Consider the following 15,082-nt stretch of genomic DNA (forward strand, 5'->3'; position numbering starts at 1 on the left):
ACTTTCAGCTGGCCAACGGCAGGTTGGTCTCGAGTTCGCGCAGCGCCGCGTCGGTGATGTGCGCCTCGCCGACGAGGTTCCGCCGAATCCTGACCAGACACTCGACGGCGTTGAAGCCGACCAGGGCAGTGACGCTCTCGCCCCTGCGGTACGCGTACAGCCGCCGATTGTGGTCGGAGGAGCTCCAGACCTCGCTCACCTCGTCCGTGCCGAGCGGCGAACCGACGATCTCCAGGCGGGCGCCGAACTGGTCGGACCACACGTACGGGACCGCCCGGAAGGGGCGAGCCGAGGTTCGGCCGGCGAGCAGGCCGGCGGCGGCCACCTCGCCCTGGGCCGCCGCGTTGGTCCAGTGCTCGATGCGCCGCTGCAGCGACCCGTTCGTGTCCTCGATCCTCGCGACGTCGCCGGCTGCCACGACGTGGTCGGTGACAAAGAGCTTCTCGTCGCAGACCAGACCATCCTCGATCCGCAGGCCGGACGATTCGAGCCACTCGACGTTGGGCTGAGCGCCGACCGATACCAGGACGTGGTCGAAGGACAGCCGCGAGCCGTCCATGAGGTGGATCTCGACAGCGCCGTCCCTGCCGTCCCCGATCCTGATGTCCTTGACCGCTGCCTCGGAATGCAGCTCCACCTGGTGACTGCGCTGCATGTCGGCAAGCTGTCGGCCGACGAGGTCACCGAGCACCCTGGACATCGGCAGCGGGTCGCGCTCGAGCACGGTGACAGCGGCCCCGAGCACGGCCGCTGTGGAGGCCACCTCACAGCCGATGAAGCCGCCGCCGACGATACCGAGGCGCACACCCGGACCGAGCACGGCGCGAAGCCGCGCGGCGTCCGCCGCGGTGCGCAGGACGTGGATGTGACGGTCGAGCGGTTCGGACAGGCCGGGCAGGAGACGCGGCCGCGCCCCCGTGGCCACGATGCACCCGTCGAACGGGATGGACTCGCCACCGGCGACGTGGAGAATCCGGCCAGCCGCATCAAGGCCGATCGCGCGGCAACCGAGCCGAACGTCGATGTCCAGTCCGCGCAGCTCGTCTTCGGTCAGGAGGCTGATCTCGTCACGCGTGAACTGCCCCTGCAGGTACTGCTTGGACAGGGGTGGGCGGTCGTACGCGCACTCCTGCTCATCACTGAGCAGGACGACCGCGCCGTCGAACCCGTCCGAGCGCAGCTGCTCCGCCGCGCGCGTGCCGGCCAACGACGCGCCGACGATCACGACGTTCTGCATGTTCTCCCCTTCGAGGCGCAGATCTGGGGTGGTGTCGCTCGCACGGTCGGCTCACCACTCGTACGGCAGCAGGCCGACCGGGACGACCGCGCCCGAGAGCATCGGGTCCTCGGCGACGCGCACGACAGAAGACGCCACCTCGGCCGGCTTCAGAACGAGCTGGGTGACGTTCCTGGGTGACCTGCCTCCGGACGACGAAGGACGGCGCACCTGCTGAAGCATGGGCGTATCCGTCGTGCCCGGCAAGACCGCGTTGACCCGGATGCCATGCTCGGCAAGCTCCAGCGCGGCGACCTTCGTCAACGTGACCAGGCCGGCCTTGGACGCGCCATACGCGGCCAGGTGCCGCTTCCCGTACGCCGCAGCCGAGCAGACGTTCACGATCGACCCACCGGCGTCCATCGCCGAGGCGGCAGCCTGAAGCAGCACGAACGCCGCGGTCAGATTGACGTCGACAGCGGCCCGGAAGCCCTCGACGGTCTGGTCCAGGACGGGAGCTTCCGGACGGATGGCGGCACAGTTGACGAGCAACCGCAGATCGGGCGTTGACGACACAAGTTCGCGGCACCGCCCCTCGTCGCGAGCATCAGCCTCCACCGGCAGAAACCGGGGATCGTCATGCTTTCTGTCGAAATGCAGGTCGATCGCTGTTACGGCGTAGCCGCGCTCGAGCAGGCTCGCGACGACGGCGGCGCCGATGCCGGCGCCACCGCCTGTGACGATCGCCGACCTCTGACCCGTGTCGTTCACGCCACGACGTCCGGCTTCTTCACCGAGCACGGATCCATCAGGCTCGCCCAGCTCTGGCCTTCGGCGAAACGCAGCCAACGACGGTAGAAGTTGCGCGCGTTCTCCTCCGTCGACCAGTGCACCGACTCGACAGTGCCCTCGATCGGGCCGTCCTGGCTGTGCCCGAGGCCCTGCGCGTAGTTGTAGTCGTAGCGGCGTGCGACGGCTCCCCGGCTGGCGTCCGTGGCGTAGTCCCAGTTCTCCATGTCGTCCTGCTCGGTGAGACCTGCGGGACCGGAGTAGCGCATGTAGTAGCCACGCAGCCAATCACGGGCGTCGGGTCGCGCGTCCTTGTCGACGATGAACCAGCGCCACAGCTCCGTCTCGTTCGGGGAGATGGGGTGCGCGACCAGGATGGTGCGCGGGAAGCCGAGCGAATGGAAGGACATCGACGGGAACAGGGTCGCCGGACCGTGGCCGCCCACGTGCTGCCCATTGGCCTTGCGGATCTCAACCTTCTTCGCGAACAGGTCGGCGAAGTACTCCGTCAGCTCCGGGTGATCGGCGAACGTGGGCGGTACCCGCTGCTCGATCGCGGAGTCCGTCGCGCCGTGACCGAGCAGGTAGAACGACGTCGAGTGCTGTATGGCGCGTCGCTTGGCCAGCGCCTCAGGGCTGGTGCCGTGCCGGCTGGAGTTGGCACCCGCCGGGCCGATGCCGGCCGCCTCGACACTGGCGTGGGTGGTCGCCGCGTGGTACATGTCACCGAGGAAGTTCTCCGCGACGAACTTCCAGTTCGCCTTGACCCGCCACTTGAGTACGCCGCCGAATGCCTCGGTCCCCGCCGGCACGCCGGCGAGGGTGTCGGCCAGGTTGTCGATCCACAGCATGAAGCCGCCGACGTAGTCCTCGAACGCAGGGGCGTCGTCGTCCCAGGTGGCGAAGATCAGGCCCTTGTAGTTCACGGTGCGGCTGACTCGCACCAGGCCCCAGTTCTCACGGCGCAGCTTGCCGCCGTAGGCGTTGTGGAACTGCGGTACGCCGAACAGCTCGCCCGGTGTGGACACGAGCTCGCCGTCCACGGAGTAGGACCAACCGTGGTAGGGGCAGGTGAACTGCAAAGTGTTTCCCGAGTCGTACCGGCAGACCTTCATGCCGCGGTGCCGGCAGGAGTTCAGCAGGACGTGGATCTCACCCTCGCTGTCGCGCGTCAGCAGCACCGGGTCGGAGCCCATACGCGAGGCGAAGTAGTCGCCCGGCTCCGGGATCTGCGACTCGTGGCCGATGAACAACCATGCCCGCGCGAAGAGGTTGTCCATTTCGGCCCGGAAGATCTGCTCGTTGATGAAGATCTCGCGGCTGATCGTGCCGGCGTCGACGTCGACCAGCGCGGAGAGTTCGAGTGGCTCACGGTCCCGCGCGCCTGCAGAGGGTTTCATTGCCACCACTTTCCGAAAGGAGATAGCTACTTCAGTTGCGAGGAGGGTCAGAAGAAGACGGTCAGGTTCTTGGCCAGCAGGACGCTCTGGTCCAACAGGATGAGCCGCTTGCGCAGCAACCAGCCGTCACCGTGGCGGACAAGCGTGTCTCTACGCCGGCCGATCAAGGTGTCCGACTCGACGTCCATCCGGTTGCGGTACACCAGGAATCGGCAGCTGACTTCGACCACATCGGCGGTGACGTCCACCAGGCGGATGTTCGTGACCAGGTGCGAGACCCGCGAGACGGGCTCCTCGGCCCAGTGCTCGCCGGTCTGCAGTTGGTAAACGCGCTTGGTCAGGGTCTCCTTGCCCTCGTCGAACCACAGGATGTCCTGTCCGGGGCGGGTGAAGTCACGGCTACCGTCCTGCGAGTGGACGTTGCGGCGCAACGGCATCGAGTACTCGAGGTCGTCGTGCAGCAACTCCAGCCACTCGGAGAACCGGCGATCGTCGAGCAGGTCGGCCTCGAGGTAGAACCACTCCTCGACCTGCCGCAGCAGCCTCATGCGTTCGGCGTCCATGGCTTCGTCATCCCTCCTTCTCCGTCAGGCGGAAAAGCCGCGCGGCGTTCCCGTACGTGATCTGCGCTTTGTCGGCGTCGGTGAGGTCCTTGGAGGAGCTCACCTCCATCAGGCCGACTGGGTAGTTCCACATGCGCGGCGTGGTGTACAGGTCGGTGCCGAACAGGACCCGCTCGGCACCGAAGCTCGCCACGACCGAGTCGATGACCCGGGCCAGGCCGAAGCAGCCGGCCGTGTCGATGAGGACGTTCGGGCAGCGCTCAAGCGTGAGGTGCAGCGCTCGCGACTGGGCGAAGCCGCTGAGCGCGTCCAGCCCAAGGAAGGTCACCTCCGGGTGCGCGGTAGCCAGTCGCTCCAGCGCGTCCGGGTTCTCCATCGTCGAGTCGGCGAATAGGTGGACGGCCGCGACGAGCCCCAGCTCGGCGCAGACGTCGAGGACGGCGTGCATACGCCGGTCATCCGCCATCAACCCCTGATAGCGGTGATGCCAGTTGATGCCCGCCAGCCCCAGCTCGGCACCGAGCCGTCGGGCCTCGGCTACCGCGTTCGCCGTGCCGGCGACCAGATCAACCGCGCCGAAGGCGACCGGGAAGACATCCGCGCGCTGCCTGCGGTACGCGGCGATGCGGTCGTTCAGGTCGACGGTGTCCCGCCAGCCGTTGGGCCGCTCGTACTGCAGGCTCGGCGACAAGCAGCCGAAATCGATCCCGGCTTCCTTCATCATGCCGATGCGGGTGTCCAGGTCGCTGGCGCTGCCGCCATGCTCCTCGGCGACGGCGATCGCACCGACGTGCTGGTGGACGTCAAAGACGAGTTCCGGAACCTCGAATGTGATCGTCTTGGTGTTCACAGAAGCTCCCACAGATCCTGTCGCGCGAAGTCCTCACCGGTGCCGGAGAAGACCTGTCGGCCGGTCCGAATGACGTGGACGGCGTCAGCGCGTAGCAGCGTCGGATTGACGCTCTGCTCGACCACGACGACGCCGAGGTTCATCTCGACCCGCAGCTTGGCGATGCTCTCGTAGAGGTCCTCCACGATTCGGGGGGCGAGACCCAACGACGGCTCGTCCATCAGCAGGTAGCGGGGCTGCTGCGCGATGGCCATGCCGACGGCGAGCATTCGGCGCTGCCCACCGCTCAGCGATCCCGCCAGCGCGGCCCGCTTGTCCTTGAGCGCGGGGAAGTTGCTGAAGGCGTTCTCGATCGCCTGCGCCCTCGCGGTCTTGTCACTCCGGACCGCCGAAGCCGCGACCAGCAGGTTCTCCGTCACCGTCAGGCCCATGAAACAGGCGTGCTCGGACGGGATGAAGGCGATGCCGTGCTCCGTCCGGCTCTGGGTGCCGGCGGCCAGCGGCTGGCCGTCCAGGGTGACGCGCCCGCCCGAGAGGTTGTGGATGCCGTAGACGCAGTTCAGCAAGGTCGTCTTGCCCGCACCGTTGTGGCCGAGCACGAGCACCATCCGTCCGGCGTCGACCGTCAGGTCGATGTCGGCGAGCACGTGCTGACCCTGCCGGTAGCTCGCGGCGAGTTTCTCGATCGCGATGGTCATGCCAGCATCGCCTTCCCGAAGTAGGTCTCGAGGGCCAGTGGGTCGGCGCGGATGCCGTCGGGTGAGTCGTCGGCGACGATGCGCCCCTCGCCCATGAGGATCACGCGGTCCGCGACCTTCCAGACGAAGTCCAGGTTGTGCTCAACCAGGCAGATGATGCGGTGCTCGCTGCGCATCCCACGCAGCTTGGCCGCGATCTCGTCCACGGCCCGGTGGTCCAGGCCGGCCACGACTTCGTCCAGCAGCACGACCTTCGGATCCCAGAGCAGCATCTCGGCGATGAGCAGCGTCTTCTGTTCTCCGTACGACAGGGAAGCCGCCTTCACATTGGCCTGGTCGGCCAAACCGACGGCGCGCAGCGCCTCGACGATGCGCGCGTCGAGCACCGGGCTGGACGAGGCCGCGAACAGCGCCGGGCCGGTCTGCGACTGGGTGTGCGCCGCCATGAGCATGTGCTCGTAGACCGTCATGCTCGAGAAAAGCCGGCCGTCTTGGAACGAACGCGCCATTCCCAGCCGCGCGAGGTCGCTCGGCGAGGCTGACGTCACGTCCTGCCCGTTCCACCAAACCGAACCGGAGTCGGCGGGCACGACGCCGGTGAGCACGTTGAACAGCGTGGTCTTGCCCGCGCCGTTCGGCCCGAGGACGGCGGTGATCTCGTTCGGCCTGAGGGTGAGGTCGAGCCCGCGCAGGACCTCCAGACCCCCGAACCGCTTTCGGATTTCGGTCAGGCGCAGCGACTCACCGTCGGTCGAAGCCGGCTCGGCCGACACCTCCGCCGGTGCCCGCGAAGCGTTGTCGACGACGCCTGCGGGAGCCTCGGCGGAGCCGCCTTGCAGCGTGCGCTGCCGTAGCCGCAGATTCGTCTCCGGCAGCAGGCCCTTTGGGCGGAACATGACGACGACCAGCAGCACGACGCTGTAGATGATCGGCCCGATCTGGTCGGCCGCAGCCGAGGTCGCCGGAATGAAGCTCAGCAGCTCAGGCACGATCGTCAGCAGCGCTGTTCCGAGCAGTACGCCACGGATGCTGCCCAGCCCACCGACCACGACCATCGTCAGGATGAGCAGGGTCTGGCTGACGTCGAATGACCCAGGCGAAAGGTAACCGAAGAACCGAGAAAACAGCGCTCCCGCGCCGCCCGCCGCCGCGCCGGCGAGAATCCACGCCAGCAGCCGTGGCGGGGCGATCGACACCCCGAATGACTTCGCCAGCAGAGCATCGTCGCGCACCGCGCGCAGCAGTAGCCAGGACCGTCGCCGTAGCACCAGCGCCAGCACACCGATCAGCACGGCGACGCAGAGCACGGTGAGCATCGCGAACGGGATCGTGTCGGCGAGCTGATAGCCGAACAGCGTCGGTCGCTCGATACCGTACAGGCCCCCGGCGCCGCCGGTGACCGGCTTCCAGTTGCTGAAGAGGCTGAAGAACACCAACTGGAGGGCCAGGGACGCGACGAGCACCTGTTCCTGTACGAGCCGGGCCATCGGCAGCGAGACGATGACCGCGACGACTCCCGCGACAGCCGCCCCGGCGAGCAGGTCCAGGGGGAACGCCAGGTGCCAGTGCATTGCCGAATAGGCACCGGCGTAGGCGCCGAAGCCGTAGAATGCGGCGTGGGCTGCCGAGAAGACCCCGGTCGAGCCGATCAGGACGGAGTAACCGACCGCGAGCAGCGCGTAGATGGCGGCGAGCGTGCAGATCTGTGCGACGTATTCGGTCATCGCAGATGTCCCAGCTTTCGAGCCTGTGCGAGTCCGGTCACCACGACCACCAGGAAGAGCACCAGGAACGTGACGCCTTCCTGCCAACCGGATGGGAAAACCAACAGCGACAGCGCCTGGACGACCCCGAGCGCCACGCCGACGACGGCGGTGCTCCAGACACCGCGCTTGCCCCCGATGAGCGTGACCGCGGTCGCGATGAGCGCCACGTGCAGGCCGACAGTGGGTGTGGCCCCCACCGACCAGGTCTGGAGGAACGCCGCTGGCGCGAGCAGTGCGGAGCCGATCGCGAAGCAGGCGAGGTAGACGCGCGGCACGTTGATTCCGCGCCGGCGAGCCGCCTCGACCGAGTTGCCGACCGCGCGGATGGTGGTGCCCCACACCGACCGCTTGAGCACCACCGCGAGCGGCACGATCAGCGTCCATGTCACGACCACGGACGCCAGTTGCGCGTTCGTCAGCGACAGTTTGTCCGACAGTGACTTCGCCTGGAGGGGCAGCCCGATATGTCCGGTGCCGAAGGCGATCGACAGCACGCCCTGCGTCAACACCAGCACGCTCGTGGAAGCGATGAACACGATCAGGTGTGAGGCGTTGCGCCGACGCAACACCCGGTAGACCGCCAGTTCGATCAGCACGCCGTACGCGGCCGCCAGTACCAGCGCGCCGAGTAGACCGAGGTACCACGGCAGCCCGGCGTTGACGGTCAGGCCGTAGATCGTGTACACGGCAAGGATGAAGACCGCGCCGTGGGCGAGGTGGAAGACGCCGGACGGGGTGTAGATGAGCGAGAAGCTGACGCCGAACAGGGCGTACAGCGAGCCCAGAGCCACACCCAGCAACAGGGGGTTCAGCACGTCGCTCATGCGGCGCCTCCCCTCTGAACCGCGCCTTGCGGCTGCGCAGCACCGCTGCGCAGCCGCGTGGACGGCGACGTCACTTCTGGCCGGCCTGGATCGTCTGGGTCACGACGAACTTGCCGTCCTTGACCTCGCGAAGAGTGACCGCCCGGCCCACCGAGTGGTCGGGAAGGAACTTGACCTCACTACCACCGAGCATGTAGTCCGGGAACGTGGCGTTCTGGATGAGGTTCTGCAGCACCGCGCCGTCACGCGCGTTCTTGCCCTGCGCCAGGGCGTTCTCGACGAGCGCCTTGTAGAGGTACACGGCCTCGTACCCGGCACCCGGGATCCAGGACGGGTCCTCGTTGTACTGTGCTTTGAAAGCGGTCGCGAACTTCGCCGCGTTCGTTCCGGGAGCCTTCGTCGGGTCGACCACCGACATGCTGATGTCCTCGAAGCCCTCGGCGGCCTTGCCCCCCACGGACGTCAGACCGGCCGTCGCCAGCGGACCCGCCATCGGGGCGTTGATGCCCGCCGCCTTGGCCTGCTGGACGATCTGGCCAAGGGTCTGGCCGATGGCGGTCGCGATGACGATGTCCGGACCGGCCTGTCGGACCTTCAGCAGCTGAGCGCTGTAGTCGGTGTCGGATGCCTTGACCGACTGGTTCTCCACGACGGTGCCGCCCAGCTTCTTCCAGGTCGGGGTCATTGTGTTGACGCTGCCCTCGCCGAACGGGTCCGCGGTGCCGATAAAGGCGAGCTTGCGGTAGCCCTTCTGGTACAGGTGATCGGCGAGCGCCGGCCCCATCGCGTTGATGTTGACCGCGTCGTTGTACAGGAACGGCAGGTTGAGCAGGTCAGGGCTGCTGCCGCCGACGTTGACCAGCACGGTCTTGCGCTGGGCCGCGATCGGCTGCGCCGCGAGGCTCTGCGCCGAGGTGGAGGTGATCACATAGGGGGTCTTGTCAAGGTTCGCGAACTTGTTCATGGCCGCCACACCACCCTCGGCGGTGCCCTTGCCGTCCTCGAGCCGCAGGTCGATCTTCGCGCCTTTGATGCCGCCCGCGTCGTTGATCTCCTTGACGGCCATCTCGACGCCCTTGCGGAAATCCTGCCCGATACTTGCCGAGGGGCCGGTCAGGGCGAACATGGCGCCCAGCTTGTACCGGTCGCCGCCGCCTCCTCCCGCTATGTTGCCCGTGTTGCCACAGCCAGCTAGCAGCGTGGCCGCCGCTGCTAAACCGACCGTGAAACGCACCGCTTTGCTCATCCTCACTCCTCGATGGCAGCCCCCGACCGGTCATCACGGCCGGGTTGCCGCGTGGCAGAAACCACACTGGCAGGGCGCCATTTGAGCAAGCTCATATTTCGCATGCAAACCAATCGGTCCGCTGAGCGGACCGAACGACGTATGAGCGTGATGGCGGACGCTACGCGCGCCGGTAACGCCCCAACGCGACGGCATAGTCGCTGGCCGTCGAAGCCGCAGCCTTGCGGATGAGCCCGTCCAGGGAGCGAGCTGCTGGGCGCTCGGCCCGGCCGGACACCGAGATCGCCGCCACTGCCGTCCCACGATGCAGGATCGGGGCCGCGATGCATACGACGCCGACGGCCGACTCCTCCCGCTCGAACGCGAGGCCCTCCTCGCGCACCCTGGCCAACTGCGCAGCGAGCAGTCCGGGCGTGGTCAGTGAGTGCTTGGTCAATGCGCTCATCCCATTTGCAACGACCGTCTGGACCGTCTCCGCGGGCCGGAAGGCCAGAATCGCCTTGCCGAGTGCCGTGCACGTGGCGGGCACGCGGGCGCCGATGCCACCCGGCAGCTTCATGGAGCCGCCGCGATGGATACGAATCAGGTAGAGGACGTCAGGACCGTCCAGCACCGCGAGGTTGACGGTCGAACCGGACTCCACATGGAGCTCGCTGAGGTAGGGTAGCGCGATGTCGCGCAGGCCGCCGGGCTCGCAGTGCATGGCACCCCGCCCGAGTTCGAGCACCCGCCAGTCAAGTCGATACTGGGTACCAACCCGCTTGAGGTAGCCGGACTCCTCCAGGGAGGTCAGCAGGCGCAGGGCTGTGGTCTTGGCCAGACCGGTCCGCCGCGCGATCTCACTCAGGCCGATGACGGGGTAGCCGGTTCGAAAGGCATCCAGGACTATCAGGGCCTTCTCGACGGAACCCAGCGGCTCAGCGCGATCGTCCACGCGCGTGCCGTACGGCGCTGGCGCCATACGGTCTGCCTGATCCGGCACTGGCGACCTCCTGACTGCCCGGGGGAGCAGCATAGACTACGGAGCGTCGCCGGAACCTTGGGCTTCCGTGGACTGCCTCTGCGACGGTCACGCGTGCGGCAGGTAGCCTGCGTGCGATCGACCTCGAAAACGTCCACCGGCCCGGAGCGGTAACACATATGACGCGTCGACATGACCGATCGCTGAACGCCGTCGTCATCGTCGGCGCGTCCTTGGCCGGCTACCGCACGGCCCAGGCTCTGCGCGAGTTCGGCTTCCGGGGTTCGCTGCACCTGGTCGGCGAGGAGCCACACCTGCCCTACAACCGGCCACCGCTGTCAAAGCACTATCTTGCGCGCACCAGCGACGAGAGCAGCATCTGGCTGGCGACGCTGCTGGAGCTCGACGCCCTCGATCTGGCCCTGGCGCTCGGTCGTACGGCAGTCAACGTGGACCTCTGCGCCCGCTACGTCGAGCTGGACGACGGCGAACGGCTCGCCTACGACGCGCTGGTCATCGCGACCGGTGCACGGCCACGACTGATCGCTGGTCTGACCGAGACCAGTCGGCCACCGAGTGTGCACACCCTGCGCACCATCGAGGACGGCCGGAGGCTGTCCGACGTGTTGCTGCCCCGCCCCGACGGCCGACCGACCGACGTCACCGTCGTCGGTTCCGGGTTCATCGGATCCGAGGTCGCCTCAACGAGCCTGGGCCTCGGCGCCCACGTGACCCTGATCGACTCCGGCGAAGCACCCATGAGCGCGGTCCTGCACTCGGAGATGGGTCACGTACTCGCATGCAGGCACCGGCAGGCCGGTATCAACCTGCGTTCGAACGCGACCGTACGCGAGATCATGGTCGACTCCGCAGCCGACGGCGGCATCAGCACCGAGGTGCGTCTGGCGAACGGCGAGTCCCTCGCCGCGGACGCTGTCGTCGTCGGAGTGGGAGTCACCCCGACGACGGGATGGCTGCAGGCGTCGGGACTGCAACTGGACGACGGACTCGTCTGCGACGAGACGCTGCAGGCGCACGAGGGCGTTTTCGCCGCCGGTGACGTCACCCGTTGGGGGCCGCCGGGTGAACGAGGCAGACGTCTGGAGCACTGGACCAACGCCGTCGCCCAAGCCGAGCACGTGGCCCACAACATCATGGCCGGCCCGGACGCTACACCGTTCGACAACATCCCCTACTACTGGTCTGATCAGTTCGGCTTCCGCCTCGAGGTCGTTGGTGAGCCACCTGCAGGCTGCGACCTGGACTTCGTATGGGGCACGCCGCAGGCGGCGTCTCTCGTTGCCCTGTACCGGAAGGGCAACGATGTGCTCGGGGTCGTGGCCATCGACGCACGCCACCAGATGGTCGCTGTCAGGAGAGCCGTCCGCGGTGCCTCCTCCTGGGCCTCGGCCCTCGACGCCATCGCCTGGTGACCCTGGAAGGATGACTTAGAGGTCCTAACAAAGTCGCACGACGTGTCGGTACGTGATGATCCAAGTGGCCACACCACGAAGAGCACCACCAAGACGCCGCAGCTTGACTCCAAAGCTCATGGGATGTCTGCGGGCATCCGGACGGGCAGGTCACTCGCAGCGGTCCTCGGCACCTCGGCCGTACGGCTCACAGCAGTCGGGGCGGTGCCGGTACACGCGCAGGTCGCGTCCGTGCCGGCGGCCGAACTCGGGCGTGATCTCGTACAGACAGGCCTGCCATACGACGGTCTCCCCGCCGCCGGGCACCGCCTGGCCGTCACCCGGCCCGCCGCGCAGCAGCACGTTCACGTTTACGACGGTATGCAACCCACCCGGACCGGGACGTGGCCTACAGGTCTTTGACCCACGCCATACTCGCGCGAACCGGTCTCAACGGCCGGTGTCACAGGCGGGTGAGGCGGTGGTCGAGGGCGGTGTGGCGGCGGCCAGCGCCGACGGTGCGGACGGCGGCCGCGAGGGCGCGGAGCAACCCGGCCGAAGACCGGCAGTCAAGCGCTGCGTGCGGTCACGCTACTCGGACTATCGTCTTGGCCCGGTGCCCAGTGCGGAGCGGACGCTGTAGCAGGGGTCCTGGGCCAGCCGGTCGCGCGCAGAGAACTGAAAGTCCGCAACCTTGACGCTGGCGAGCGCCTTGGCAAGGGCTCGTCGGACGCGGACGTCATTGTCGGCGGCGAGCCGTTCCCCGGCTTGCGGCGGGTTGCCGTGCCGCGCCCAGAGGATTGCCGCGAACGACCTGAGTGCCCACCCCTGCGCGACCAGGAGTCCAACGTCCTCCTTCAGTGCGTCACCGAGTTGTTGCAGGACTCGGGTCGGCCAGTAGTCCGGGTTTTCACCGGCTCCGAGAAGTGCGTACGCCTGGCTTCTGACCGCGGCGCGTCGAGCGTCGTCGGTGGCTAACGACCTGGGGATCAATAGTGGTGTGTTGATGTGACCCGGCGTGTCGGCTTGATCGAGATGATGGCGGGCCGCACGGTCTGCTGATTTGTGACGATCAAGAAGGCCCGTGCGGCCCTGTCCCATTCTGTCTTCACCGGCATCTCCCGCAACCACCTGGACCGGCTCGTCACCGAACTGGCCGAACCGTCCGCCGCCGCGAGGGAAGGACGGCTGCACCGCCGACGTGGCGGCCGGGACCGCCACCGCTGGCCCGGCGCCGGACACCCCGAAACCCTGACCCTGCGCGACCGACTGCTGCTGACCCTGGCCTGGCTCCGCCTGGCCCTGCCCCACCAGGCCCTGGCCCTGCTCTACAGCGTGGACCGCTCCACCGTCTCCAACGCGATACGCCAGGTCCGGCCACTGCTGGCGGGCCGAGGCTTCGCCACCCCGTCCGGGCAACGACTGCACACTCTGGCCGACCTCCTCGCCTACGCCGCCGCCGAAGGACTCACCGTCCGCTTGGACGGCACCGAGATTCAGGTCCGCCGCCCGAACGCCAACCAGCCCGGCCGGCGGGCGTTCGTGTCCGGCAAGAAGAAGCAGAACACGATCAAAGCCACCGTCGCCTCCGACGCCCACGGCAGGCCGATGTGGGCCGGCGCGATCCGTCCAGGCCGACAACACGACCAAACCGCCGTGCGTACCGAAGGCATCGACGACCTCCTCGACGCCTACCCCGACGTGAAGTTCCTGGTCGACGCCGGCTACCGCGGACTGGCCAAGGACCACCCCGACCAGGTCATCGCCCCACCGCTGAAACCGAAGAAAGACGCCCCACCCGACAAGGTCGCCGCCTACGAAGCAGCCCGCAAAGCCCAGTCCTCGCAACGTATCCCCGCCGAACACGCCATCGCCGCGATCAAATGGTGGCGCACCCTGCAACGCTTCACCGGCCGCCGCGACGTCCTACCAGAGGTCATCCGAGCCGTAGCGGGCCTGGCCAGCGACCGCGCCGCAGCCCGATGACCAACCCCAACACCCACCACAATTGATCCCCAGGTCGTAAGGGACGTCTCGTAACTGGGTGAAGGTGTTGCCCTTTGCCGGACCGGCGGTCAGCCAGCGAGGATGATGTTGTGGAGGTTGGCGATGCCGGAAGCGGCATCGGTCAATGTGTGGGCGGCGCGTCGGTAGTCGCGCAGGATCTTGAAGCACTTCATCCTGGCCAGGGCGTGTTCGACCCCTGCTCGGACGGTCCTGTGTTCGACGTTCAGGGCTTCCTTCCAGTCCGGCAGGTCCGTGCCGTCGGAGGGCTTGCGGTACGGGATGATCACCTCGGGGTTACCGCGGTAGCCGCCGTCGGCCATGACGGGTCGCCCGTTGAGTTTCTCCTCGATGCCGCTGGTGCGGTAGACGATCGTGTCGTTGCGGTTGCCCGGTTGTGGGTCGCCGACGGCGATGACGAGGCGGGTGCTGGCGTCGATGGCGACCTGCAGGTTGGTCGAGTAGCGGTAGTTCTTGCCCCGGGCGGCCAGGCGGTGGTCCCGGGTCGGGACCAGGGTGCCGTCGACGATGGCGATCTGGTCCACCGGTCGCCGGCGCACCGGCGCGAGCGCGAGCAGCGGACCGAGGGTGTCGATGACCCGGTGCGCTGCGGAGTGCGACACCCCGAACAGCGGGCCGATCTGGCGCATGGTCAGGTTGGTGCGCCAGTACGCCGCGACCAAGAGCACCCGGTCGGGCAGGTCCAGGGCCCACTGCCGGCCCGGCCGGCCGTCAGCGATCGCGTCACCGCCACGCTTGGCGACCAGGCGGACCAGCCTGCGGAACTGGGCGGGCTGCAGCCCGGTGAACGGGAAGATCCATGCCGGGCGAGCTGCGGTGATCACCTGCACCCAGGCACCTTGAACGATCGTCCTCACAAGACAGACACCGGGGTTACGAGACATCCCTTAGGGCGAGGATCTCCTTCTTAAAGTCGAAGTACTGGAACACGTCGACATCGGGCGAGAACCGGTCGATGTAGTCGGCTAGGTTGTCCGCCAGCCCATCGGCGTCAGCCAGTAGGTTGGCGAACGAGTAGTTCGAGGTGTTGTAGAACGGCCGGCCGGTCGCCTTCTTGACCTCGATCCTGAGCCGGTTCGGGTTGTCGTACTTCGCCGCCAACTCCCGGACCGTCTCCCGGTCCGGCTCGAGGATGCAGTCGAGGCGGCGCAGGATCGTGAGCGGGAGGATCACGTTGCCGTACTGGTTGGGGCGGTAGGGACCCCGAAGCTGGTCGGCGATCGACCAGATGAAACTACCGAGGGTGCTCACAAGGCTCCTTACGAGGCTCACTCGACGATAGATGTTGGACGCCCAGCGCGAGCCCGCGCGCGCCATCCGAACAGGCGTCGC

General features: G+C 67.5%; 15 protein-coding genes. 2 read left to right on the forward strand and 13 right to left on the reverse strand.

Going from position 1 to position 15,082, the window contains the following annotated elements; translation table 11 throughout:
• Positions 1–4: 4 nt before the first annotated feature.
• From GA0070613_RS31570 to GA0070613_RS31615, 10 genes are all read right to left on the reverse strand, one after another.
• On the reverse strand, positions 5–1,237 hold the full coding sequence (locus GA0070613_RS31570) for an NAD(P)/FAD-dependent oxidoreductase (RefSeq protein WP_089015606.1): 1,233 nt from the start codon (positions 1,235–1,237) through the stop codon (positions 5–7).
• Between the two features lie 51 nt (positions 1,238–1,288).
• Entirely contained in the window at positions 1,289–2,017 is a 729-nt protein-coding gene (locus GA0070613_RS31575) for an SDR family oxidoreductase (protein WP_157746626.1), read from the reverse strand.
• Entirely contained in the window at positions 1,984–3,405 is a 1,422-nt protein-coding gene (locus GA0070613_RS31580; RefSeq protein ID WP_089015608.1) for an aromatic ring-hydroxylating oxygenase subunit alpha, read from the reverse strand. The genes GA0070613_RS31575 and GA0070613_RS31580 overlap by 34 nt, the downstream gene beginning before the upstream one ends.
• A 47-nt stretch (positions 3,406–3,452) precedes the next feature.
• Positions 3,453–3,968, reverse strand: coding sequence for a 3-phenylpropionate/cinnamic acid dioxygenase subunit beta (locus tag GA0070613_RS31585; protein WP_089015609.1), 516 nt, complete (start codon positions 3,966–3,968; stop codon positions 3,453–3,455).
• 7 nt (positions 3,969–3,975) lie between these two features.
• Entirely contained in the window at positions 3,976–4,818 is an 843-nt protein-coding gene (locus GA0070613_RS31590) for an amidohydrolase family protein (RefSeq protein ID WP_157746627.1), read from the reverse strand.
• Entirely contained in the window at positions 4,815–5,516 is a 702-nt protein-coding gene (locus tag GA0070613_RS31595; RefSeq protein WP_089015611.1) for an ABC transporter ATP-binding protein, read from the reverse strand. Before GA0070613_RS31595 ends, GA0070613_RS31590 begins: the two co-directional genes overlap by 4 nt.
• On the reverse strand, positions 5,513–7,240 hold the full coding sequence (locus GA0070613_RS31600; protein WP_089015612.1) for a branched-chain amino acid ABC transporter ATP-binding protein/permease: 1,728 nt from the start codon (positions 7,238–7,240) through the stop codon (positions 5,513–5,515). The genes GA0070613_RS31595 and GA0070613_RS31600 overlap by 4 nt, the downstream gene beginning before the upstream one ends.
• Positions 7,237–8,106 (reverse strand): branched-chain amino acid ABC transporter permease, encoded by an 870-nt coding sequence (locus GA0070613_RS31605; RefSeq protein WP_089015613.1) that lies wholly within the window; start codon positions 8,104–8,106, stop codon positions 7,237–7,239. Before GA0070613_RS31605 ends, GA0070613_RS31600 begins: the two co-directional genes overlap by 4 nt.
• A 70-nt stretch (positions 8,107–8,176) precedes the next feature.
• Positions 8,177–9,352: an ABC transporter substrate-binding protein gene (locus GA0070613_RS31610; RefSeq protein ID WP_089015614.1), complete on the reverse strand. Its 1,176-nt coding sequence runs from the start codon at positions 9,350–9,352 to the stop codon at positions 8,177–8,179.
• A 160-nt stretch (positions 9,353–9,512) separates the two neighbouring features.
• On the reverse strand, positions 9,513–10,334 hold the full coding sequence (locus GA0070613_RS31615) for an IclR family transcriptional regulator (RefSeq protein ID WP_172875937.1): 822 nt from the start codon (positions 10,332–10,334) through the stop codon (positions 9,513–9,515).
• Positions 10,335–10,492: 158 nt separating this feature from the next.
• Here GA0070613_RS31615 and GA0070613_RS31620 point away from each other — a divergent pair, with 158 nt between their 5' ends.
• A complete protein-coding gene (locus GA0070613_RS31620) occupies positions 10,493–11,746 on the forward strand; it encodes an NAD(P)/FAD-dependent oxidoreductase (RefSeq protein WP_089015616.1) in 1,254 nt (417 codons plus the stop codon).
• Between the two features lie 150 nt (positions 11,747–11,896).
• On the opposite strand, the gene GA0070613_RS31625 is transcribed toward GA0070613_RS31620, so the two are convergent.
• A complete protein-coding gene (locus tag GA0070613_RS31625; protein ID WP_089015617.1) occupies positions 11,897–12,094 on the reverse strand; it encodes a hypothetical protein in 198 nt (65 codons plus the stop codon).
• A gap of 696 nt (positions 12,095–12,790) precedes the next feature.
• Between GA0070613_RS31625 and GA0070613_RS31630 the strand changes: the two genes are divergently transcribed.
• Entirely contained in the window at positions 12,791–13,711 is a 921-nt protein-coding gene (locus GA0070613_RS31630) for a transposase family protein (RefSeq protein ID WP_089015618.1), read from the forward strand.
• An 89-nt stretch (positions 13,712–13,800) separates the two neighbouring features.
• Here GA0070613_RS31630 and GA0070613_RS31635 read toward each other — a convergent pair whose 3' ends face one another.
• Together GA0070613_RS31635 and GA0070613_RS31640 are read right to left on the reverse strand one after the other, a co-directional pair.
• A complete protein-coding gene (locus tag GA0070613_RS31635) occupies positions 13,801–14,580 on the reverse strand; it encodes a transposase family protein (protein ID WP_089015619.1) in 780 nt (259 codons plus the stop codon).
• A 43-nt stretch (positions 14,581–14,623) separates the two neighbouring features.
• Entirely contained in the window at positions 14,624–15,001 is a 378-nt protein-coding gene (locus GA0070613_RS31640) for a type I restriction-modification system subunit M N-terminal domain-containing protein (RefSeq protein WP_231929607.1), read from the reverse strand.
• Between the last annotated feature and the right edge of the window lie 81 nt (positions 15,002–15,082).

It is taken from the genome of Micromonospora inositola (assembly GCF_900090285.1).
Taxonomy (GTDB): Bacteria; Actinomycetota; Actinomycetes; order Mycobacteriales; family Micromonosporaceae; genus Micromonospora; species Micromonospora inositola.